The 22,007-nt window shown below is 67.4% G+C and carries 20 protein-coding genes; 14 read left to right on the top strand and 6 right to left on the bottom strand.

What is annotated here, in order from left to right:
• The first annotated feature begins 38 nt into the window (after nt 1–38).
• Nucleotides 39–782, top strand: coding sequence for a ZIP family metal transporter (locus ON04_RS09060; protein ID WP_010541288.1), 744 nt, complete (start codon nt 39–41; stop codon nt 780–782).
• A 52-nt stretch (nt 783–834) separates the two neighbouring features.
• Here ON04_RS09060 and ON04_RS09055 read toward each other — a convergent pair whose 3' ends face one another.
• Entirely contained in the window at nt 835–1,485 is a 651-nt protein-coding gene (locus tag ON04_RS09055) for a DUF1345 domain-containing protein (RefSeq protein WP_010541287.1), read from the bottom strand.
• Nucleotides 1,486–1,589: 104 nt separating this feature from the next.
• Here ON04_RS09055 and ON04_RS09050 point away from each other — a divergent pair, with 104 nt between their 5' ends.
• The 13 genes from ON04_RS09050 to ON04_RS08990 all read left to right on the top strand — a co-directional run bounded on the left by ON04_RS09050 (nt 1,590) and on the right by ON04_RS08990 (nt 15,101).
• On the top strand, nt 1,590–4,589 hold the full coding sequence (locus tag ON04_RS09050; protein ID WP_029458100.1) for an AMP-binding protein: 3,000 nt from the start codon (nt 1,590–1,592) through the stop codon (nt 4,587–4,589).
• A gap of 84 nt (nt 4,590–4,673) precedes the next feature.
• A complete protein-coding gene (locus ON04_RS09045; protein ID WP_010541285.1) occupies nt 4,674–5,261 on the top strand; it encodes a DUF421 domain-containing protein in 588 nt (195 codons plus the stop codon).
• A 268-nt stretch (nt 5,262–5,529) separates the two neighbouring features.
• Entirely contained in the window at nt 5,530–5,859 is a 330-nt protein-coding gene (locus tag ON04_RS09040) for an SAV_915 family protein (protein WP_238529283.1), read from the top strand.
• Complete coding sequence (locus tag ON04_RS09035) at nt 5,844–6,125, top strand: hypothetical protein (RefSeq protein WP_010541283.1); 282 nt, start codon at nt 5,844–5,846, stop codon at nt 6,123–6,125. The genes ON04_RS09040 and ON04_RS09035 overlap by 16 nt, the downstream gene beginning before the upstream one ends.
• Nucleotides 6,125–7,282 (top strand): hypothetical protein, encoded by a 1,158-nt coding sequence (locus tag ON04_RS09030; RefSeq protein ID WP_010541282.1) that lies wholly within the window; start codon nt 6,125–6,127, stop codon nt 7,280–7,282. The genes ON04_RS09035 and ON04_RS09030 overlap by 1 nt, the downstream gene beginning before the upstream one ends.
• Before the next feature lie 40 nt (nt 7,283–7,322).
• The gene (locus ON04_RS09025) at nt 7,323–8,165 is read left to right on the top strand and encodes a hypothetical protein (RefSeq protein ID WP_141564714.1); all 843 of its coding nucleotides are present in this window, start codon (nt 7,323–7,325) and stop codon (nt 8,163–8,165) included.
• Between the two features lie 238 nt (nt 8,166–8,403).
• Nucleotides 8,404–8,733 carry an SAV_915 family protein gene (locus ON04_RS09020; protein WP_238529282.1) on the top strand — a complete coding sequence of 110 codons (330 nt, stop codon included), beginning with the start codon at nt 8,404–8,406 and terminating at the stop codon, nt 8,731–8,733.
• Nucleotides 8,718–9,002, top strand: coding sequence for a hypothetical protein (locus ON04_RS09015; RefSeq protein ID WP_010541279.1), 285 nt, complete (start codon nt 8,718–8,720; stop codon nt 9,000–9,002). Before ON04_RS09020 ends, ON04_RS09015 begins: the two co-directional genes overlap by 16 nt.
• The gene (locus ON04_RS09010) at nt 8,999–10,168 is read left to right on the top strand and encodes a hypothetical protein (RefSeq protein WP_010541278.1); all 1,170 of its coding nucleotides are present in this window, start codon (nt 8,999–9,001) and stop codon (nt 10,166–10,168) included. Before ON04_RS09015 ends, ON04_RS09010 begins: the two co-directional genes overlap by 4 nt.
• A 17-nt stretch (nt 10,169–10,185) precedes the next feature.
• Nucleotides 10,186–11,073, top strand: a complete 888-nt coding sequence (locus ON04_RS09005) for a hypothetical protein (protein WP_010541277.1) — start codon at nt 10,186–10,188, stop codon at nt 11,071–11,073.
• Between the two features lie 262 nt (nt 11,074–11,335).
• Nucleotides 11,336–13,198: a hypothetical protein gene (locus ON04_RS09000; protein ID WP_141564713.1), complete on the top strand. Its 1,863-nt coding sequence runs from the start codon at nt 11,336–11,338 to the stop codon at nt 13,196–13,198.
• Nucleotides 13,195–13,728 (top strand): hypothetical protein, encoded by a 534-nt coding sequence (locus tag ON04_RS08995; RefSeq protein ID WP_010541275.1) that lies wholly within the window; start codon nt 13,195–13,197, stop codon nt 13,726–13,728. The genes ON04_RS09000 and ON04_RS08995 overlap by 4 nt, the downstream gene beginning before the upstream one ends.
• Before the next feature lie 146 nt (nt 13,729–13,874).
• Complete coding sequence (locus tag ON04_RS08990) at nt 13,875–15,101, top strand: hypothetical protein (RefSeq protein ID WP_010541274.1); 1,227 nt, start codon at nt 13,875–13,877, stop codon at nt 15,099–15,101.
• A gap of 63 nt (nt 15,102–15,164) precedes the next feature.
• On the opposite strand, the gene ON04_RS08985 is transcribed toward ON04_RS08990, so the two are convergent.
• From ON04_RS08985 to ON04_RS08965, 5 genes are all read right to left on the bottom strand, one after another.
• Nucleotides 15,165–16,133 carry an NAD(P)H-dependent flavin oxidoreductase gene (locus ON04_RS08985; protein ID WP_010541273.1) on the bottom strand — a complete coding sequence of 323 codons (969 nt, stop codon included), beginning with the start codon at nt 16,131–16,133 and terminating at the stop codon, nt 15,165–15,167.
• The gene (locus tag ON04_RS08980; protein ID WP_010541272.1) at nt 16,130–17,902 is read right to left on the bottom strand and encodes a class I adenylate-forming enzyme family protein; all 1,773 of its coding nucleotides are present in this window, start codon (nt 17,900–17,902) and stop codon (nt 16,130–16,132) included. Before ON04_RS08980 ends, ON04_RS08985 begins: the two co-directional genes overlap by 4 nt.
• A 40-nt stretch (nt 17,903–17,942) precedes the next feature.
• Complete coding sequence (locus ON04_RS08975) at nt 17,943–19,460, bottom strand: carotenoid oxygenase family protein (RefSeq protein WP_010541271.1); 1,518 nt, start codon at nt 19,458–19,460, stop codon at nt 17,943–17,945.
• Nucleotides 19,461–19,544: 84 nt separating this feature from the next.
• Nucleotides 19,545–20,756, bottom strand: a complete 1,212-nt coding sequence (locus tag ON04_RS08970) for an acetyl-CoA C-acyltransferase (protein WP_010541270.1) — start codon at nt 20,754–20,756, stop codon at nt 19,545–19,547.
• Complete coding sequence (locus tag ON04_RS08965; protein WP_010541269.1) at nt 20,753–21,991, bottom strand: acetyl-CoA acetyltransferase; 1,239 nt, start codon at nt 21,989–21,991, stop codon at nt 20,753–20,755. Before ON04_RS08965 ends, ON04_RS08970 begins: the two co-directional genes overlap by 4 nt.
• Between the last annotated feature and the right edge of the window lie 16 nt (nt 21,992–22,007).

Genomic DNA, 22,007 nt, shown 5'->3' with positions numbered 1-22,007 from the left:
ATGCGCTCGCCGCGCCAGAGACGGGAAGGCGGTCGATAATGCCCGAGTGGTTGGGGGCTGGCGGGGCCGGGCTTCTCGCAGGTAGCGCCCTGCTCGTGGGCAGTGCGATCGCGTGGCTCGTGGCGGTGCCCGCTCGGGTCGTGGCGGTGGTGATGGCCTTCGGCTCCGGCGTACTGATTTCCGCGTTGTCGTTCGATCTCGTCCTGGAAGCGGCGGATCAGGGTGGGCTGCTCGCCACCTCGGGCGGCTTCTTTGCCGGTGCGCTCGTCTACGTGGGGCTCAACATCCTCTTGTCCCGCCGCGGCGCCAGGCACCGTAAGCGTTCCGGAGACCAACAATCCGGCGATTCCGGAAGCGGCGGAGCTATCGCGCTCGGTGCGCTGATCGACGGTGTGCCTGAATCGATGGTTCTCGGGCTGAGTTTCCTCACCGGCGGCGGCATCAGCATCCCCATGCTGGCGGCCGTTTTTATCTCCAATGTCCCCGAGGGGCTGTCCAGTACTGCTGGAATGAAGAGGGCCGGGCGATCGCCAGGGTTCGTCTTTGGGGTCTGGGGCGGCATCGCTGTGGCCTCCGGGCTCGCCGCACTGGCCGGCTATCTCCTCCTGGACGGCGCACCGCCTGAGCTCCTGGCGGCGGTCAACGCACTTGCCGCGGGCGCCATCCTCGCGATGATTAGCGACACCATGATTCCGGAGGCCTTCGAGAACGCCTCCGTCTACGCCGGGCTCATCGCGACGCTGGGCTTTCTCGCCGCCTTCAGCCTGCACGCCATAGCGTGAACCTCTCCGCTTTCCGGGAGGCGCAGCCTGCGGAGACGGACAGCTGCACCAGCTAACTGATCAGTGCGGTGACCAGGCTTATCGCGGCTGCAAGGATCACCGTGCCGAATACGTAGGACAACAGTGTGTGCCAGAACATGACCCGTCGCAGTTCCGAGGTCCGCAACTCCGTGTCCGAAATCTGGTAGGTCATCCCCAGGTTGAAAGACACGTAGGCGAAGTCGGAGTAGCGCGGGTTCTCGTCAGGGGTGTTGAAGTTGATCCCGCCGACGGGCTCGGTGTAGTACAGGTGGGCATAGCGCAGCATGTACACGGTGTGGACGAGCAGCCACGATAGTGCGACGCTGAGCAGCGACGCACCTGCCACCACCTGCTTATTCAGGCCCCCTTCGCCGCCAGCCGCGGTGAGGAGGATCGCCACGGTCGCCAGACTGACGAGCGCAGCCGACAAGATGATGATGTCGCTGGTTTTCCGCCCCGGATCCTCGCGCGTGGCGTGGGACTGGGTCTGCTTTGCATCGCATCGACTCGTGACAACCATGACCCACACGATGTAAACGGCTGCGCCAGCCGACCATCCCGCAGTCACGCCGTACTGCCAGGCCGTCGTCGCGCCCAGAGCGATTCCACTCGCGATGCCAGCCACGAGCATCGCTACCAAGCGAAGGACCGATGGGCCCTCGACCTCTTCCGTGTTGACCATGTCTATGACGATCCCATGAATGACCGGCGTCGGCAGGACCAGCCGTGGTCTACAGCTGGAACCTCGACCAGCACCTAGACCGTGGCACTAGTCTCAGACGCATTATGCTCCTCAGTCCCGAGACTCTCGCCGTAGCGCTCAAGACCGCGACGTCGTACGTCGTCAACGCAGTTGAAGTGCTGCGTTTCGGCGGACTACAGACCGACGAGGAGCCCTCCCCGTTCGAGATCGTCACCCGGCGCCCCATGTTCCGGCTTCGTCGTTATTACGCGGCGCCGACGGTCACTTCGGGTGACGGAAGCGGCGGCATCGACGACGACGAGACCGTGCGCCCACCGATCGTGCTCGTGCCGCCGATGATGATCTCCGCCGACGTCTGGGACGTCTCCCCCTCTACAAGTGCGGTGGCCGCGCTGTACGAGGCCGGCATGGATCCGTGGGTGATCGACTTCGGCTCCCCGGACCTCGAGGCGGGCGGACTCGAACGCACCCTCACCGACCATGTCGTCGCGATCAGCGAGGTCGTCGACATCGTCACCGCCGCCACGGGACGGTCGGTGCATCTCGGCGGGTACAGCCAGGGCGGCATGTTCTGCTACCAGGCCGCCGCCTACCGGCGCTCGCGGGACATCGAGAGCCTCGTGACGTTCGGCTCCCCCGTGGACTGGCGCGCCAACGCCCCGCTTGGCGTGCCCGAGGACGTGATCGTGAACGTCGCCGGCTTCGTCGCCGAGTATGTGTTCAGCGATCGCTCGCTCCCCGGGTGGTTGGCCTCGACCGGGTTCCGCCTACTCGACCCGATCAAGACGGCCCGCTCGCAGGTAAGTTTCCTTCGTCAGCTGCACAACCGCGAAGCGCTCCTCGGACACGAGCGTCAGCGCCGCTTCCTCGGAGGCGAAGGATTTGTTGCGTGGTCCGGCCCTGCCATCGTCGACATGATGCATGAGGTGATCATCCAGAACCGGATGATGGTCGGCGGCTTCGTGATCGGTGACCACGTGGTGTCACTGGGCGACATCACCTGCCCCATCCTCGCCGTGCTCGGTGAGGTCGACCAGATCGGCGTGCCCGCGGGCGTCCGCAAGATTGCGGCAGTCGCCCCCGCCGCCGACGTCTACGAGTTCCCGATCCGCGCAGGGCACTTCGGCCTCGTCGTCGGAACTACCGCCTCCACCATGACGTGGCCCGCCGTCGCCGGCTGGATGGGATGGATCGAGGGCTCCGACGACCGTCCGGACGGCATCGCGGAGGTCTCTCCGGACTGCGTTGACGAGCCCTCCCCCACCAAGGCGGTGATGCTCGCGGCCGACGGGGCGACGAAGGTCGCGGGACTCGGAATCGGTGTGGCGCGCGGAGCCGGCCAGTTCGCCGTGGGTGCGCTCAAGACGACGCAGGCACTGGGATTTGAGGCGCTCCACGCGGCCCCGCGCCTGTTGCGGCTGGGGCAGATCCAGACGGGAACCCGCATCTCGTTCGCCAAGATCATGGCCGAGCGTGCGCGTAGTCAGCCCGATGACGCGTGCTTCCTGTTCTCCGACCGCGTCCACACGTACGCGGCCGTCGACACCCGGATCACGAATGTGGTCAAGGGACTCATCGAGGTCGGGGTGCACCAGGGAGATCATGTGGGCGTACTCATGGGGACCCGGCCCTCGGCGCTGGTCGCTGTTGCCGCACTGTCGCGTCTCGGTGCTGTCGCCGTCCTACTCCCGCCGTCCCAGGATCTGCCTGAGTTGCTGCGGCTGAGCTCGGTGACCGAGGTCGTCGTCGACCCCGACCACGCCGCCAGGGTCACCGACGCCGGGGCACGGGCCCTGGTGCTCGGCGGAGGCGGCGCCGACCGCGAGCTGCCCGCCGAACTCGCCGAGGACGTCATCGACCTCGAGCGCATCGATCCTGACGCAGTCGTATTGCCCCGCTGGTACCAGCCGAACCCCGGTCTCGCCCGCGACCTGGCCTTTGTCGTCTTCACCCGCGTGGCAGGCACGTGGCAGACCAAGCTCGTGACCAACCACCGGTGGGCACTGTCCGCGTTCGGCACCGCCAGCGCCGCGCGCCTGACCGCAGCCTCGACCGTCTACTGTCTCAGCCCACTCCACCACCCCTCGGGGCTACTCACCGCCGTCGGCGGGGCGGTGGCCGGCGGGTCCCGGATCGCGCTGTCCCGCGGATTCGACCCGGCGACCTTTGATGAGGAGATCCGCCGCTACGGGGTGACGGTCGTGTCCTATACATGGGCGATGATGCGCGAGCTGGTGCGCAGGCCGGTGCAGCCCGGAGAGACCCTCCCGACCATCTCGCTCTTCATGGGATCGGGTATGCCCCGCGGGGTGTGGCAGCGCGTCCTGGACCGCTACCCGGGAACCCGGGTCCTGGAGTTCTACGCCGGCACCGAGGTTGACGTGGTGCTGGCCAACCTCTCGACGTCCAAGCCGGGCTCGCGCGGCCGTCCGCTTCCCGGTACCGCCGAGGTGCGGCTCGTCGAGGTCGATCCCGATTCGGGCGCGGTGGTGAACGGGCCCGATGGCTACGCGGTGCCGAGCGAGGTCGGCGCCCCCGGGGTGCTTCTCGCCCGGCCCCGTCTCGGTGTCGACGCCTCGGTGCGCCGACTGCGCGGGGTGTTCCGCCGCGGCGACACGTGGGTGTCGACCGACGACCTCTTCGAGCGCGACAGGGACGGCGACTTCTGGCTGCTCGGTCCGGCGAGCGCGATCGTGCGCACGGCACACGGACCGGTGCACCCGATCCAGGTCGCTGACGCGCTGGGGGTTCTGCCCGAGGTCGATCTGGCCGTTCTCTACGAGGTGCCCGGGACTACGGGTCCGGTCGCCGTGGCCGCGGTGAGCAAGTGGGGCTCCACCGCGATCACCGCGGCAGAGGTCGGCGGCGCACTGGCCTCGGTCCCACCCGCCGGACGACCGGACATCGTGCACGTGGTCAACGACATCCCGGTGACCAACTGGTACCGGCCGGACCCCAGGGAGCTCGCCGCCAAGGGCCTCCCCAAGGCGGGACCTCGGACATGGATCCGGGATCCCGACTCAGGCGACTACGTGAGACTGACCAAGGCGGTCCGCGACCAGCTGCTTCCGTCCGGCCAATAGCGGGCCCACTCCACATCGCACGTCCCCGCGAACTCCGGCGTCCCGGGTTGTGGCGTACCGGCCGTGCGGGGAAACATGCGTGGAATGAACCTCTCCCTTATCTGGAACGGCTGGGATTCACTGGCCCATACGTTGGTCATCGTTGTCGCCGGAGCCACCGCGATCGTGGTTATGTTGCGCATCTCGGGCCCACGAACGCTGGCACAGATGTCGCCGCTGGATTTCATCGTCGCCGTCACCATCGGCGCCACGTTCGGGCGGACCATCACCGCGGTCGAGGTCCCGCTCACGCAGCTCCTCTTCGGTGTGACCCTACTGGTACTCATGCAGTGGTTCTTGGCCGCGATTCGCGCCCGGTTCCCCCGGGCTCGCCGGGCCCTGGATCACCCTCCGATACTGCTGTATTACCGCGGCCAGTTCCAGGGGCCGGTGTTACGGCGCCACCGTCTACTCGAGCGGGACATTCACACCGCTGTCCGCCTGTCGGGTCGGGGATCTCTCCAAGACGTGGCGGCAGTCATCCTGCAGCAGGACGGGACCCTCGGGGTGATCGGTGAAGAGGCCCTGGGAGACGGCTCCAGCCTGCTGCCCTACGTCCAGACCTCAGGACCCGATGCCCAGCTGCATGGCGAGGTACGGGAACAGACCCATGCACCCGGGCGTCAGAGCTAGACACATGGCCTCGCCCGGCCCGGGGCCGAACAGGTAGCGCATCGGGTTAAAAACCGAGCCAGACGAAATCATGATGCCGCTCCTCGCAGTTTGTCTTCCACCAGGTAGACGAGCATATCCGACGACGACGAGGTTCTCCCCCGCCGTCGTACGCAGACGCCGGGAATGCCTACCGGTCAGAAAGTTTCGGCTCGGATGGAACCGATCCGGCCTCCCGCGCCGTCATAGGTATCGGACACCTATTGATCGAGTGCCAGGAGCTGTGCTGGTGACTACTTCCTCCGCAGAGGACATGCTGCGCGATTTCCCGCCCGTCGTCTACGTACCGTGCGGCCAGCCGAGTGCCGGTGCGCCGGGCCCGGATGGCCAAGTGCCGCTGGAGCTGCATATGCGGCGAACCCGCGACGGACGTCTCGCACTGCTCGCGTACAGCGCACTGGATCGTTTCCATGACCTGGCGGGTCGTGAGACGAACTGGGCGCTGGTGACCCACGAGGGCTTGGACGAGATCTACGCGCGCCAACCGTTCGACCTCCTGCTCATGGACATCGCGGTGCCCGAGGACGCGCGGGAGGACGATCAGTGGCTGACCATCTAGACGTCGATCCCGCAGTACTGAGCGAGATCGCCGTGTCCCTTGACGAGGCCTCTCTCCAGGTCGACGAACTTTCTCTCCCAGGCGGGGTCGACGGCGGGATCGCCTCCGGCGACATCTTTGCTCTACTCGCCGACGTGTCACTGGACCTCGCCGAGATCGCCGGGGGGCTGGAAGCGATGTCGCAGCAGTTGTCTGAGACCCAACGGCTTTATATCGAGCGCGACGAAGACGCGGCCGAAGCGCTCTTTCTCGCCGGCGGTTCGTAATGGGCGAAACTATTGATACCGAGATCAAAGGCGAACCGGCCGGCGTGCGTTCTCTCGCTGCCGACCTGCGGCTCGTGGCCGCACCCACCGTCAGCGCTGTCGCTGACGCACTGGTCGATGCGCGCCGAAGTGCGGAAGATTCCTGGCTCTCCCCCGCAGGGAGTGCCTTTCACTCTGCCGTCTACGACGCAATCCACCCGGTGGATGGTCTCTCCACGTTTCTGCGAGAAGCCGCCGACGGGTTGGAGCTTCTCGCCGGGGAGCTCGAGCAAGCACAGCGCCAGATGGCAGACGTGCGAACTGAGGCGAGCGCCGCTGGACTCACCGTAAGCGGATTTGCGATCGAGCACCCTGGCCCCGCCACTCCCGCGCCCGGGCCCCTGGCGACTAATGCCGGCAGCGCCGCGGTCGCAGAACACAATTACTTGGTGCGGGCCCACGACGCCCAGAACCGAAAGATCAAGGCCTTCACTCGAGCCGCCGGCGAGGCGGCCGAAGTCCGCACCAACGAAGTCAACGCTGCCAGCGCCTGGAGCGATCTCGTTGGCGATAAGCACAATCGCAAGCTCGGCTTCACCCCCATCGGCTTCGGCTTGGACACCGCACAGGGCGAAGCCAAACTCCGAGGCAGAAAGCAGCTCACCAGGGCAAGGGATCTTTCAGGACTGGCGAAATCCATGAACGCGGCCCGCCCCAATCTCGCCACCCTGGACGAGCGTCTTGCGCTATCCAAAGCAACCCGCACAATTATCGGCGAAGCAGCTGATGCCCAGAAGGCATGGAGATCCTCCACTCAGATCGGCCAGACTATGGCTCGCGCCAGCGGGGTACTTGCCGTGGGCGGCGTCGCCTACGACATCGCCGTGCTGGACAAACCGTGGCACCAAGCAGTGGTGACGGGGAGCGCCAGCTTCGGCGCATCGGTGGCGGCCGGAGCGGCCCTAGGCACCCTGATCCCTGTACCCTTTCTCGGCACCGCGATCGGCGCCGGCGTCGGTGCCGGAGTTGGAATCTTCACCTCTGGCGCCATAGACCATATGTTCGAGAGCAAGAGCTTTGATGTGTCAGACGCCGTCGATGCTGGCTGGGATGAGCTCAAGGGCACGGTCGGTCTTGGAACGAACGCTGTTACCTCAACCTGGAAAGCCCTGTTCTGACTTTCAGATTGGATTACCGAGCATGAGCCACAGAGCCGGCATGACCAGCACCCCACGCTTCTGGACTTTTGCCAAAGTGTCAGGGTCGGCGTTTCTATGGTTCTTTGCAGCCCTGTTCATCATCGCGGCCACACGCGACTATCTTGAGACCGCTAACCTCTGGTCGTTGACCTTGGGTATCTGTCTTTCCGCAATTGGATTCAGCGCGCCGATCTTCGGCTACACGCTGCGGAACCGACCGGAGCAGATCCGCGCTCCCCAAGTCGCTGCACTCAATGGATTACCAGCCGTCCTTTTTCCTGCGGATCGTCCAGCGGTGCCGGTAAGCGCAGCGCTCTACGCAATTCTGTCCGGCGCGCTTGTCTCCTGGGCCATGCTGTCGGACACCGACGAGGCCCGGGTCGCTGCAGGAATATTCCTCGCACTTGCGGCCTTCTTTTTCAGCTACACACTCTTCGCGGTGCTGGGCCGATTCCATGACGACGGCACCTACTTGACCGAACAGGGCGTCTTCATCCGCGCGCGGGGCCTACGCGCTCAGATCCCGTGGTCCAGCATCGCCGGCAGCCGAACATACAAGAAATGGCCCTTCCCCTATCCCCGAATAGCAATCGATCTCATCCCCGGAACACCTCGCGACGTGTCCATAACGGTTCCATGGTGGATCGGTTCTCCCCACCCTCGAAAGAACACGGTGATCCTGACCACCGTTCAGGTCCCCGCGCTCCAGATAGAACAGGCCAACACCGACCCCGGCACCTGGATCGACACCTTCATCCACAACCCACCGACCGCCCGATACCTTGCAACACTCGTTGATCCGCCGAACTTTTACGAAGCCCGAACTATGACAGGTTCGATTCCCCCACCCTTCAGCGGATAAACCAGCCGAAAGTCTGACTGGAACAGGAGCGGTCTTGCGCATAGGCACTGCCATCACGTTGCTCTAATGGTTCCTCGACGCCGCTTGCACTGCAGGGGTCCTGCTCTCCCCCGCCGTCATACGCAGGCAACGGGAATGCCGAACAGTCAGAAATTTTCGGCTGAGTTGAAACCAATCCCGCCTCCCGGGCCGTCATAGGTATCGGACACCTATTGATCGAGTGCCAGGAGCTGTGCTGGTGACTACTTCCTCCGCAGAGGACATGCTGCGCGATTTCCCGCCCGTCGTCTACGTACCGTGCGGCCAGCCGAGTGCCGGCGCGCCGGGCCCGGATGGCCAAGTGCCGCTGGAGCTGCATATGCGGCGAACCCGCGACGGACGGCTCGCACTGCTCGCGTACAGCGCGCTGGATCGTTTCCATGACCTGGCGGGTCGTCAGACGAACTGGGCGCTGGTGACCCACGAGGGCTTGGACGAGATCTACGCGCGGCAATCATTCGACCTGCTGCTCATGGACGTCGCTGTGCCCGAGGACGCGCGGGAGGACGATCAGTGGCTGACCATCTAGACGTCGACCCCGCAGTACTAAGCGAGATCGCCGTGTCCTTTGACGACCGTTCGCGGGACGTTGACGAGGCGGTGCTTCCCGACGGCGTTGACGCCGGCATCGCCACCGCCGACGTTCTGCTGTTGCTCGGCGACCTGTCGGCAGATCTCGGGGAGATCGCCGGCGGGATGGCCGCCATGTCGGTTCAGCTGAGCGATAGTCGTCAGCTGTATCTCGACGCCGACGCGGACGCAGCCGAGGCCGTGTTCCTCGCCGGAGGTGGCGGGTGACCCATTCGATCGATACTGAGGTCCGCGGTCAGCCGGGCGAGCTACGCGACTCCGCCGAGAAGCTGCGCGGGTATGTGACCCCGGTCGTCGCCACCCTCGGCGACACCCTGGTTGCTGCCCGACGCGGAGCCGAGGACACGTGGAGCTCCCCGGCTGGGGAAGCCTTCACCACACGCGTGTCGGATCTCATCGACCCTGTGGACCAGCTCGAGACGTATCTCGGCGAGGCGGCAAGCGGTCTGGACCTGCTGGCCGGTGATCTCGAACAGGCACAGCGCTCGATGGAGGCGATCCGCTCCGACGCGGTAGCGGCGAGTTTGTCCGTCAACGGGTTCGTGATCGAGGATCCCGGCCCGCCGCTCCCCGACCCCGGCCCGGTGCCGACCGACGCAGACACGCACGCCGTAGCGGCCCACGCCGATCAGACGGCCGCGTACAACACCCAGCGAGCCAGGCTCAACGCGTTCACCGCTGCCGCGGCCGAGGCGGTTGAAATCAGGTCTAAGGAAGCTACCGCGGCTCGGGCGTGGAGTGACATAGTCACTAGAAAACAGCAGCTCAAGTTGGTATTCGTCGCTGGCGATTTCGGTGTATCGGTCGCCCAGGGGGTCGTGAGCGAGCGGGGAAAACGCCAGCACGCCAGGTCGCAACAGTTGCTGGACCGCTCTCGTCAACTAGCCAAGGACGCCCGAGGCCTCGCCGGATACGACGCTCGCCGAGCAGCCTTCGACGAGGGACGCCGATTACGGGGTGCCGCAGCTGTGCACCAGGCCGGGTGGCGGAGAGCGAACAGCAGAAGTCAGGCCCTCGGCAGGCTCGGGGGTGTCATGGCGGTGGGTGCCGTCGCCTACGATGTCGCTGTTCTCGACAAGCCGTGGCACCAGGCTGTAGTCAGCGGCGGCGCGGGGTTCGGGGCCTCGGTTGCAGCGGGGGCTGCGACGGGCGCGTTGATCGGTTCGATTGTTCCAGTTCCGCTGGTGGGCACTGTCTTCGGCGCGGCTGTCGGTACGGGGATCGGCATCTGGACCTCCGGGGCGGTAGACAGCCTCTTCGAGGACTCAGATCGAAGTTTCGCGAGCGCCTACGACGCTGGTCGAGATGCCCTCGGGGACACCTGGCAATCGGCTAGCAACACAGGGAAATTCGTGTGGAACGCGTTGTTCTAAATCGATAGAAGGAAGTAATGTTCGACGAGAATTACATCGGACGCCGCAGGAAGGACACAGGCCCCCAGACCTGGTGGACTCCGCGGAACGTCCTTGCGCTTGTCTACCTGTGGCTCATCGGAGCCTTGTACTTGAGCGCGGTGTTCATCGGGTCCGACCCGTCGAGCCCGGGCCACCTTTGGGGGAATGGGTTCTTCCTAAGTCAGTCCGTGCTGTGTTTCATGATTCCCGTCTTCAGTTACTCCATCCGTAACAGGCCGGAGGCGATCCGCAGTCCCCGGCTCGCGGTACGTGACGGCAGTCCGGCGATCCACTTCCCAGCCGACCGCATGGCCCACCCCATCAGCGAGGTGGGCTACTTTCTGGTCGCGGTGATTCTGGTGTCGGCGGCGTTGATGGGCACAGACGGACACCTGGAACCGGGCATGGGAATTTTCCTCCTCCCAGCTGCCCTCTTCCTGAGCTACCCGATCTTCAGCCTCGCCGGCCGGTTCGTCGAGGAAGGTACTTATCTCACCGAGCACGGTGTAACCATCCGAGCCAGAGGACTACGAGCCCAGATCCCGTGGTCCAGCATCGCCGGATCCCGAACGTACAGAACCTGGCCGTTCCCCTTCGATCGAATCGCAATCGATCTCCACCCGGGCAGCCCGCGCGAAGTGTCCGTCACGGTCCCCTGGTGGATAGGGTCACCCCGACCCCGGAGAAACACCGTCCTCTTGACCAAGGTGCAGGTCCCCGGCCTCATGATGGGCTGGGAGGAAACCAACCCAGGCACGTGGATCGACATCTTCGCCCAGCACCCACCGACACGCCAATACCTCGACTCCCTCGACGACCCGCCCGACTTTCGCGATGCCCGATCACGGCTCTGGGAACACCTCGGGCCCCCTTTCGATGCGTAGGCCGTGGGTAACACGGGATGCCCTGGGAGACCGGCACCCTGCGTGCTCGGATGTTTGGCCGCGGCGTCCGGCTGCCAGGCACGCATCGCGGGGCCACGGACCGCTGGGGGTGACCGGACGACGACATCGTTTGCGCTTCCACCCCAAGGATCGCGGACAGTCGGTCGTCCGATCTACGCAGCTGTAGTGCGGGCCATCAGATTCGTCTCTCGGGCGCCCGATCGGTGGGACGATGTCCGGTATGCATCAGAGGCGATCGACCGTGGTTGCTGTTGTCGTCGTTCTCGTCGTCGTTCTTTCCGCGGCGGCCCTCGTGTACTCGGGCATCCGGCAGACCAGGATCGTCGTGGGCGCGGAACCCACCGGCCTGGTGGTCTCCGAGGGGCTCTTCGGCGCCAACCACCGGTACCCGTTCGACGCGTTCGGCTCGTTCACCTCCGGCGGCGAGCCGCAGCAGAGGCTCGTCGCGAGCGCGCAGTCCACCGGGATAAGCACGCTGCGCTACCCGGGCGGCACGGTGGCCAACACCTTCCGGTGGAAACGGGCGATCGGGCCGCGTGAGGACCGTGGCTGCCAGACAGGCGGCGGCGACGGCGCCCCGCTGGACAGCGACATCGGGCCCGACGAGCACATGGCGCTGGTCGAGCAGGTGGGCGCCGAGACCACGATGGTGGTGAACTTTGCCACCGCCACCCCGCAGGAGGCGGCGGACTGGGTGAGCTACATGAACGCCCCCGTCGGCACCAGCCCCTGGGCGGACCTGCGGGCCGAGCACGGTCACCCCGAGCCATACGGGGTGACGTGGTGGGAGGTCGGCAACGAGCCCGATGTGGGCGACCAGGCGTACTGGATGGAGCAGGACCCCACCATCCTGCCCACCGAGCACCCCGAGCGCGCCCACAAGTACGCCTACGGCGGGACGACCGAATTCACCGATCAACCGCTGACCACCGACTGCGACCGCCGCAAGGACGCCCAGATCAGCGACGGCTCCCCCGGTCAGGTCCGCCAGGTGCCCTACGCCCCGGTGGCACCGGATCCGCGGGTGATGGTGGACGGCGTGATGTGGACGCCGGTCCCCACCCTGGACGGCGCCGAGCCGGACGACACCGTCTACACCCTCGACCACGAGTCCGGCGAGGTGCGCTTCGGCGACGGGACACACGGCGCCGTCCCGCCGGAGGGGTCCCGACTGACGGTGAGCTACACCAGTGGACCGCACGCCGGCTACGTGGACTTCGTCCGCGCCATGAAGGACGCCGACCCCGACATCCGCGTCTGCTCGAGCTATCAGGGAGGCCCGTTCCTGGAGGCGATCGGGCACGACCCGGCGTTCGACTGCCAGGTCTCGCACCCCTACACCTGGATCGTCTCCCCCATGACCGCCGCCCAGACCCACGATCACGTGATGATGGGCAGCGACTGGCAGGCCGCGCACGTCGCCCGGGAGGGGGCCGAGATCCGGCGCACCGCAGGACGCGACGTACCGCTGCTGGTCAGCGAGTACGGAGCGTCGCCGGTGCCTGGTTTCCAGACGTGGCAGGAGCCGGGCGGGGACTACCTGGCCTCGGTGAGTCCGGCGCTATACGTGGCCACCCAGCTCGCCGCGTTCGCCGAGAGTGGCATCCCGGTGGCGCTGAAACACTCCCTGGTGGATGTACCGCTCGATCACGGCGGGGATTCCACCTCGGCCAATCTCGGGTCGCGCAATGTGGCGATCTTCAGCCCCACTCCGGATTTCGCCCCGTCCCCCACCGCGCTGGTCCTGCAGATGCTCTCCCCGCTGACCGGGCATGAGGTGTTGCCCTCGACGATCGAGAACGGCCCCCGTCGCGTCTCAGCGGCCGGGCAGTACGAGGCGCTCGCCACCCTGGCCACGCGCACCGGTGAGGACCTCACCCTGACGGTGATCAACCGCGACCCCGAGCGGGACGTGGAGGCCGAGCTCGTCCTCCTAGACGGGTACCGCGAGACCGAGGTCGCCACCCTCGATGCTCCGCGCTTCGACTCGGTGACCGATGTACGCGTGGTGACCGACTCAGTGTCGCTCGATGCGGACACGCCTCGGGGCATGTTCCCCGCGCACTCGGTCACCACACTGACGCTGAAGAAGGTGGCCCCGTGAACCCTGCTTCCGCGATAACCCAGGTGTGGCTGCTGGCCTCGGCACTCGTGGGCGCGGTGACCGTGGTGGTCCTGGTGGCGGCGGGCCTGCGCCGATGCTGGTGGTCACTGCGCAGCGACCACGACCCGCTCTGGCGCGCGGCCGGGGTCGCCTGGGGGGTGGCGCTCCTCGCTCTGGCCGCCCTGGCGGCCGGATTCCTTCTCTCTGCTGCGCTGGTGCCCGGGGCCGGATGGGTCGCGATCCTTGCCGCACTCACCACAGTTCTCGTGTGGTCGGCGAGTCTCTGGACCGGGCGGACCCCGGACGGCCAGGTATGGCCGGGCAGGCCGACCGCGCGGCCACATCGCCCGGCCTGGGCTGTTGGTGTGTGGCTCCTCGCGGCGAGTTGGGCGCTGCTCTACTGGTCCGCCTCGCAGATGGCCGCACCGGACCCGCCGACAGTCGCCAACCTGGTCGGGGTCAGTGCCGGCGTACTGGTGATCGGCGGTCTGCTGGTCGGGGTGGCGCAGGCTGCGGTCCTCCGGCGCTGACGAATGCGAAGCACCCGCCCTCCTCGAGCATGTCCCCCACGTGCCGGGGGTTCTGCGTCCAAGAAGTTAAAGACATCCGACGACGACGACGACGAGGGCCCGAACGATGACGGCTGCAAACACCCAATCCCCGAATATCGGGCAGGATGTTCGGGGTGCTGGCAGATGACGTTCTTCCCCTGATCCGTACGCGCGCCGACCTCCACCGGTGGAGCGCGTCCAACGCGCACGGCGGTCAGATGCACGAGGCCATAGACAATCTCGAGGCCGCGGCCGATACGATTGACCCCGGTGAGTTTTACCAGGTCACCCACAAAGCGTTGGCCAGTGCGATCAAGATCATCGCCCGGGCTGATGACTCCAGCGGCATCATCGGCGACGCCTGTCGACGACTGCTGGCCCTCCACCCAGTCGCCGCTGCGCGGGCCGGTGTGGCCCCGTCCACCTTGGTCAAGTGGATGATCACGTTCCAGTTTTACGGTGACGTGGATTTTTTCGAACTCGACCCCGTCGCGTACGCCTCCGCGCTGGGCGAGCGAGGCGTGGCGACTTACCGCCGCCGGTTGGACGAGATTGCGGAGACTCTGGAGCCGCGCGGTCAGGATCTCAGGAGTTCTCCGAACAGTGGCGAGTGGTTCACGCTTGAGTGGAACGCTCAGCGTCTCGCGGTGCTCGACCGCGACGTCGAGGCGATCATCCGAACTCACGCCCGGGATATGAAGGTCGCCGCGTGGCTTGAGGACACTTCTAAGGCCTTGGAAGAGATCGGCGAGATTGACCTGGCGATCGAGTGGGCCGAGCGAGCTGTGGAATTCGACAGCGGGCATCAGTCGCTCGCCGCGGCACGCTCATGGTGTCGGCTCCTCGAGGAGCATCGCCCCGACGATCTCGTTGACGCTCGGCTGACGGTGTTCCGGAAGTGGCCATCGGCATCCACTGCCGCTGCGCTCCACGACAGCGCGGGAGCGAGCTGGATCACCCACCGTGACGAGGTGATGACCACGCTCGGGAACACACCCCGTGAAGCAGTGCTTTTCACGCTGACCACTCTCGATGACCCAATTGCGGCATGGGAGCTTGCTCACTCATCAGAGCTCTCTGACGACCGCGTGTGGAGTGATCTGCTTGAGGCTTACCAGTCCATCGACCCGATCGCCGTTCTCCCGAAGCACCGCGAACTGGTTGAATCCACGCTCGTCGCCACCAACGTCCGGAACTATCGAAGCGCGGCCCTGCGACTCCGGAGGATGCGCAAGCTCGCGGCCGGCACCACTGCCGCGCCGGACCTTGACGCGTACATCGTCGAGTTGCGCAACACCCATCGCCGCCGGACACGGCTCCAGCAGGAGTTCGACCGTTGCAAGCTGCCGTGAATTCGCCAACCGCGGGCATGGGCAATTTCGTCCCGGCTATCGTGTCCCATCACGACTACCCACTCAGCCCACCTCTGCTGTCAACCTCTTGAGCATAGCTTCGAGCCGATCCTCGTACTCCCCCGCAATCTCCGCCACGATCACCTCCACCGGTTCGATGCCGCGAATAGATTGCAGCCCCTGGCCGGCGGCCCACAGGTCTTTCCACCGTGCGATGCCCTCCCCACCCGAGGTGTAGTCCCGGTCTCCGGTCGCGGGGCAAAGGTTCGTGGGGTCAAGCCCATTGGCGATGAGGCTCGGCCGCAACCACGATGCGGGAGTGCCGGTGATGGCGTCGCTGATCACGAGATCATCCGGCCCGTGGTCCACGACCATCTGCTTGTAGTCACCGTGCGCCAGGCTCTCCTGTGCCGCGAGGAAACGGGTGCCCATGTAGACCAGGTCGGCTCCGGCGGTCACCGCACCGGCCACCCCGGCGCCGTCGGCGATCCCGCCGCCAATGATCACCAGGCCGTCGAAGAACTCCCGCACAGCGGAGATGAACGCAAACGGGGACATGTGCCCGGTGTGCCCGCCGGCGCCGGCGGAGATGCAGGCCATACCGTCGACGCCCGCCTCGGCCGCCTTGTGCGCCAGGGTCATGTTCACCACGTCTGCGATCACGATCCCGCCGTAGCCGTGGACGACCTCCATGACCGGGCGCGGCGATCCCAGGGCGGTAATGACGATCGGTGGTTGGTACTCGGCCACCAGTCGCAAGTCATCGGCCAACCGACGATTGCTGCGGTGCGTGACGAGGTTGACGGCCCACGGGGCGGCGTCCGGGCCGGCGTCGCGCAATTGCCAGGTGATGCTCGCGAACCACTGGTCGAGCTCGTCCACTGTTCGGCAGTTCTGGGTGGGCAGCGACCCGATCACACCCGCCCGGCAGGCGGCGACAACTAGGTCGGGACCCGAGACGAGGAACATCGGTGCAGCCACCACGGGGACCCGCAGTCGCGATAGCAGCTGGTCTTGCGATGCGGCGGTCACACCGGCTCCCCGCTCAACGCCGCAGTAGGGGCGGTCGACGGGCCCGGCTCGACCGCCGCGGCACGGCGGCGCAGGTCCCGCTTGAGCAGTTTGCCCACGGCGTTGCGGGGCAGCTCGGGCCGCACCTCGAGCCGCTCGGGCAGCTGGTAGGAGCCGATCTTGCGGTCGCGCAGGAAGGACACAAGCTCGTCGAGAGTCAACGAGCACCCGTCGCGCAGGGCCACCACGGCCGCGACGCGCTCCCCCATCACTTCGTCGGGATCCCCGATCACCGCGACCTCGGCCACCGCCGGGTGTTCCGCGATCATGGCCTCGAGCGCCACGGGTGCGATGTTCATCCCGCCGCGGATGATGAGGTCCTTGTTCCGGTCCACGTACAGCAGGAATTCGTTGTTCTCCCCGGCGATCTCAAACACGTCGCCGCTGCGCAGCCGCCCCTGCTCGTCGAAGGGGCTCGCCACGTTCTCGCCGTCCAGGTAGCCGGCGAACACGGTGGGACCGTCGACCCGCAGTTCGCCCGGCACACCGGGCTCGGTGATCTCCTCGCCGGTCTCCATGTCCACCACCTGGACGCTGACGCGGTCGGAGAGAAAGGCGTGCCACTGCACACCAGGTGCGCCGAAGCGGGGGAAGAAGCGTGCGCGGTCGGCCGGGTCGGGGAAGTCCTCGGGAAGGGAGATGAGCGCCACGCCTTCGTTGGAGCCGAAGTTGTTGATGACGCTCAGCCCGAACTGCTCCTGCCAGCCGCGCACCATAGCGGGCTGGAGCGGCGCCGATCCCGACCCCAGGTGCGTCAGGCTCGACAGGTCCACCTTGGACTGCAGGTCCTCGTTGTGCAGCAGCATCCACAGCAGCGCGGGCGGGGCGAGGGTGTAGGTGACGCGCTCGGTGGCGATCTGCCGGAAGAAGGTCGGCGCGTCAAACGGGTGGTGCTGCACCAGGAGGCACCCTGTGAACAGCCACGGCAGGAACATGCCGCTGATGCCGCCCATGTTGATCATCGGGAACGGGTTGAGGAGCACGCTCTCGGCGTGGACGGCGGGGCCCGTGGTGGTGCCGTCGCCGATCGACACCCATTCGTAGTCGGCGCGCGGGACGCCCTTGGGTTGTCCCTCGGTGCCGGAGGTCCAGCACAGGGTGACGCAGTGGTTGGGGTCGTGCGGGTGCTCGGCCCGGTAGTCCTCGACGCGGGCCCGGTCTTTAGTGCTAGCGGGTCCGGGGACGAGGTGGGCGTCGGCCACCTCGCCGGCCTCGCAGGCGGCGCCGAGGGTGAGCACTGGTGGCTGCGGGGCCAGGGCCGCGCGGGCGCCGATCGCGTCGGCGGCGGGGCTGCGGTCCTGGAAGCGGGCGCAGGTGAGGATCACCCGGAAGCCGGCCTTGCCGCCCATGGTGGTGAGCTCGTGCTGGCGGTACTGCATGGCCAGCGGGGAGGCCACCACCCCGATCGCCCAGGTGGCCAGCATCGCTTCGGCCAACTCCACCGAGTTGGGCAGTTGAATGCCCACCACGTCGCCAGCGCGCACACCGTGCTCGAGCAGGCGCGCGGCGAGATAGGTCACCTCGTCGTCGACCTCGTTCCACGTCAGCCGGCGCGGCGGTGACCCGACCAAAGCTTCCCGGTTAAGTGGATCAACCAGTGCCAGGGCGTCACCCCGTTCGGCGACGCGGGCCCGGAATTCGCCGTACAAAGTGCGGTCGTCCCACCACCCGCGCGACCGATACTCGGCCACCCGCTCGGCGGAGTGCATTGGATCGGTGAACTGAACCATGTGACTTCTCTTCCTGTGCGGTGTTGCACCCGGGCCCGAGTCAGAGCCCGAGCGGGGTGGTCATGGAATCGGATGTGCGCCAGTCGGGGATCTCGGTTCCTGACGCCCAGGTGGAGTGGGTGCCCGAGGAGACCCGTTCGGGCAGGCGGACGCGGGCGATCGGCCCGTCCTCCACCCGCTGTGCGTCGAGGATCAGGCACTCCGAGAGGTCCCGGTTCATGTCGACGGTGATGGTGATGAGGTAGCCGTCGTCCTCGCTCGTCGAGCCCACGCGCGGGGCCATGGCGGTCTCGCTGCAGAACACGCCGTCCTCCAACTGGAAGGAGGTCTCGGTCCCGGTGAGCAGATCGTGCTTGACCACCCCGTTGAACAGGAACCAGCCGGGCTTGTTCTGCGCGGCGTAGGTGTACCGGTGCTCGCGGCCGCGGATGGTCTCGTTGATCATCCCGAACTCGGTTACTCGATCGGACAGGTCGTATTCCCGGACCTGCCCGGTGCGCATGTTCAGGTGCCACCGGTGCAGCCGCGCCCCCATGCGGTCGGAGGCCAGGAAGCGGAACGCCCGCTTGTAGTGGCTGCCCTGGCCGTCGTCGGCGGGCACCGGGTCGGATTGGAAGAAGCCGTCCAGGATGATCTCGTCGCCCTGTTCGTAGGCGTTGACCCAGTGCAGGACGAATGTCGGGTCGGCCTCGAACCACACGATGTCCTCGGCCGTGCCGCGGCGCGGGATCACGGCCAGGCGCGTGGGGATGTCCGGGTAGAAGCGGTTGGCGAACTTGCCGTGCTTGAGCGCCTCCGGGTCCCAGAACAGTGGGCAGTCGTTGAGGATCGCGTAGTTCTGGGTGTAGGCCATGTCGTGCGGCAGGCGCGGCCCGGGCAGCGGGACCTCGGTGTAGTGGACCAGCCGGTCATGTGAGTCCACCACGCCGTAGTGCATGTAGGGGGCCTGCGTGTCGTAGTTGAAGAACAGCATCTCGCCGGTGCTCAGGTCGACCTTGGGGTGCGCGGAGACACCAACGTCAGCGGGGAACGCGCCGTTCCAGTCCGCCTTGCCGCGGGTCTCCAGCGTGAGCGGGTCCAGCTGGTAGAGGTCGCCGCACTGGTAGAAACTCGTCAGCGCGTGGCCGTTGTGGACGGTGACGTCGGTGCTGGAGGAGTCCTTGAGCATCCCGCGGGCGCCCCAGCCGTGGTCGGCCAGCGCCGCGGAGGGCTTTTCCACGATGCCGGGCCACAGCGGCCCGCCGGCCTGCTGTTCGGCGAGGAACCCGTCGGTGCGGACGAAGCGGTTGCGGTAGAACGCCTCGCCGTCGCGGAAGCCGACCACGTGCATCATCGCGTCGCCGTCGAAGGGGTGGTAGGCGCCGGTCAGCGCCGAGTGCACCGGGTTCTCCGTGTTGCGCAGGTACACCCCGTCAAGGTCGTGCGGGATCTGGCCGATGATCTCCGGGCTGTCCTGAGCGCGCTCGGTGTGCTGCGGGCGCCAGGGGCCGGTGCGGTAGGGGTGGTCGTCGTCGGCGGGCAGGGTGGTGAGGATGCGGCCCAGGACTTCGGTCTCCATGGGGTGGTCCTTTCGGGTTTCGGGCGAAGCGGTGATGGTGGCGGGGTCGGTGGGTGCTGCGGGGGCGGCGGCGGGCGCGGGCGGTCAGGCCCGTTCGAGGATGAGCGCGGTGCCCAGGCCGGCGGCGCCGCTGACGGCGGCGGCGGCGTAGCGACCGCCGCCCACGCGGAGCTGTTCGACGGCCTGGCCGGTGAGGATGGCGCCGGTGGCGCCGAAGGCGTGGCCCATGGCGATGGTTCCGCCGTTAACGTTGAAGCGGTCGTCGCCCAGGTCCAGCTCGCGTTGGATTTTGAGGCAGAAGGCGGAGAACGCCTCGGCGAACTCGACCACGTCGAGCTGGTCGGGGGTGAGGTCGGCGCGGGCCAGCGCCCGCTCGATGGCGGCCTGTCCGGCGCCGAGCATGCGCACCGGGTCGGAGCCGACCGACGCGCCGGAGACGACGCGCGCGAGGGGTATGAGCCCGGTGCGCTCGGCGGCGTCGAGGGTGCCGACGACGACGAGGCCGGCTCCATCCGCGAGCGACGGCGAGGTACCGCGCGTGTGCAGGTGTTCGATGTGATCGAGTTCCGGCAGGTGGGCCAGTGCTGTGGCGTCCTGTCCGTCGGCGCCGAGAGCGGCGAAGGCCGGCTCGAGTTGGGCGAGCTGCTCGCGAGAGGTCTGGCGCATGAGTTCATCGCGATCGAGCGCCACCTCGCCGTCGTCGCCCCGGACGGCCAGCACGAGGGGGTCGTAGAACCCGCGTTCCCACGCCTGCGCGGCCAGGTCCTGGGTGCGTAGTCCGTAGGCGTCCAGCTCGTCGCGGGTGAGGCCGAGTTCGGTGGCGCCGATGTCGGCGGCGATGCCCATGTGGACGCTGCCGATGGTCTCGATGACTGTCGGGTCGCTCCACAGTGGCCCACCGTCGGCGAACATGGGTACGGCGGAGACGGACTCCACTCCCCCGGCCACCACCAGCTCGGCCTGCTCGGCGGCGATCATCGCGGCTGCGTTCTTGACCGCGTCGATACCGGAGGCGCAGAAGCGGTTGACGGTCTGGCCGGCCACGGTGTCCGGCCAGCCAGCGGTGAGCACGGCGGTGCGGGCGAGGTTGGCGCCCTGCGCGCCGGTCTGGGTGGCGGTGCCGAGCATGACCTCGTCCACCGCGGCCGGGTCCAGGCCCAGTCGATCGGTAAGGCCGTGCAGGAGTTGCTCGACCAGGCTCAGCGGGCTGACGCCGGCCAACGCCCCGCCGCCATGGCCCTTGCCGCGGGGCGTGCGCAGCGAGCCCAGGATGTAGACGTCCCGTGCGGCGCTCATCTGGCACCCCTGGTGACGACTGTGGCCACGGCCGTGGTGAACGAGCCGCCCACGTTGACGGTCATGGCGGTGCGGGCGCCGTCGATCTGCTGGTCGCCGGCCCGGCCGGTGACCTGCTGTGCGGCGTCGAGGACCATGCGCACCCCGGTGGCACCCACCGGGTGGCCGTCGGCGAGCAGCCCCCCGCCGGGGTTGACGGGCAGGCGACCGTCGCGGCCTATCGCGCCGTCGGCGACCGCGGCTCCGGCCTTGCCGGGTTCGGCCAGCCCCATGTGCTCGAGGGTGACGAGACCGTTGATGGTGAAGCAGTCGTGGATCTCGGCCACGTCCAGCTCGTCGACGCCGTCCAGGCCGGCGCGGCGGTAGGCATCCTCAACGGTGCCGGCGAGGTGCGGGAACATGTGGCGCTGGCCCGCGCTGGCGGCGAGCTTGTCGGCCAGGAGCAGGGTGGCGGTGCGGTGTCCGAACCCGGCAAGGACGGCCTCATGCTCGAGGTCCGCGCCCGTATGCTCGGCCCACTTCTCGGCGAAGGCGCGGCTCACCAGGACGATGCCGGCGGCGCCGTCGGTGATGCGGCCGCAGTCGGTCTTGCGGAGAATGCCCTCCACCAGGGGGTTGGCGTCGTCGTCCGGGGTGAAGGAATCGGGGTCCAGCTGCCAGTCGCGGGTCTGGGACTGCATGTTGCCGCGGGCGTTGGCAAAAGCGATCTCGGCGAATCGGCCCAGGTGCGCGGGGTCGAGCCCGTAGCGGGTGTCGTATTCGGCGGCGATCTCGGCGAATAGGGCGGGCCAGGCGAACTGCGCGTCGACGGCCTCGCGGCCGGCCCAGGCAGCGCTGGCGAGGTTGTCGGCGGCCTGCTTGGCGGGCACGTTGCGCATGAGTTCCACGCCCAGCACCAGGGCCACGTCGTAGCGGCCCGAGGCGATGTCGGCCTCGGCGGCGAGCACGGCCGTCGAGCCGGAGGCGCACGCGGCCTCGTGCCGGGTAGTGGGCACGCCGTCGAGGGCGGGCTCTGCGGCCACCACCATGCCGCCGAGCTGGGCCTGGCCGGCGAACATCTCCCCCGCCAGGTTGCCCACGTGCACCACGTCCACGTCGGCGGCCTCGACGCGGGCGCCGGCGAGGGTCGCGGGGATGACCTCGGCGAGCATCTCGTAAAGCCCGGCGCCGGAGTCGGCCCACTTACGGGCGAAGTCGGTGCGGGCTCCGCCGAGGACGTAGACGGGTTCTTTCACGGTGGGTACCTCCGGG

Source organism: Dietzia alimentaria 72 (genome assembly GCF_000226215.1).
GTDB lineage: Bacteria > Actinomycetota > Actinomycetes > Mycobacteriales > Mycobacteriaceae > Dietzia > Dietzia alimentaria.
The sequence above is the reverse complement of the archived record's forward strand: the minus strand, read 5'-3'. Positions and strand labels throughout refer to the sequence as shown.

Bases quoted from the DNA above. Each gene is read 5' to 3' on its own strand.
- ON04_RS09055 (WP_010541287.1), bottom strand. From the start codon at position 1,485: ATGGTCAACACGGAAGAGGTCGAGGGCCCATCGGTCCTTCGCTTGGTA.
- ON04_RS09050 (WP_029458100.1), top strand. From the start codon at position 1,590: ATGCTCCTCAGTCCCGAGACTCTCGCCGTAGCGCTCAAGACCGCGACG.
- ON04_RS08970 (WP_010541270.1), bottom strand. From the start codon at position 20,756: ATGAGCGCCGCACGGGACGTCTACATCCTGGGCTCGCTGCGCACGCCC.
- ON04_RS09060 (WP_010541288.1), top strand. From the start codon at position 39: ATGCCCGAGTGGTTGGGGGCTGGCGGGGCCGGGCTTCTCGCAGGTAGC.
- ON04_RS08975 (WP_010541271.1), bottom strand. From the start codon at position 19,460: ATGGAGACCGAAGTCCTGGGCCGCATCCTCACCACCCTGCCCGCCGAC.
- ON04_RS09025 (WP_141564714.1), top strand. From the start codon at position 7,323: ATGACCAGCACCCCACGCTTCTGGACTTTTGCCAAAGTGTCAGGGTCG.
- ON04_RS08990 (WP_010541274.1), top strand. From the start codon at position 13,875: ATGTTCGGGGTGCTGGCAGATGACGTTCTTCCCCTGATCCGTACGCGC.
- ON04_RS08980 (WP_010541272.1), bottom strand. From the start codon at position 17,902: ATGGTTCAGTTCACCGATCCAATGCACTCCGCCGAGCGGGTGGCCGAG.
- ON04_RS09030 (WP_010541282.1), top strand. From the start codon at position 6,125: ATGGGCGAAACTATTGATACCGAGATCAAAGGCGAACCGGCCGGCGTG.
- ON04_RS09045 (WP_010541285.1), top strand. From the start codon at position 4,674: ATGAACCTCTCCCTTATCTGGAACGGCTGGGATTCACTGGCCCATACG.
- ON04_RS09005 (WP_010541277.1), top strand. From the start codon at position 10,186: ATGTTCGACGAGAATTACATCGGACGCCGCAGGAAGGACACAGGCCCC.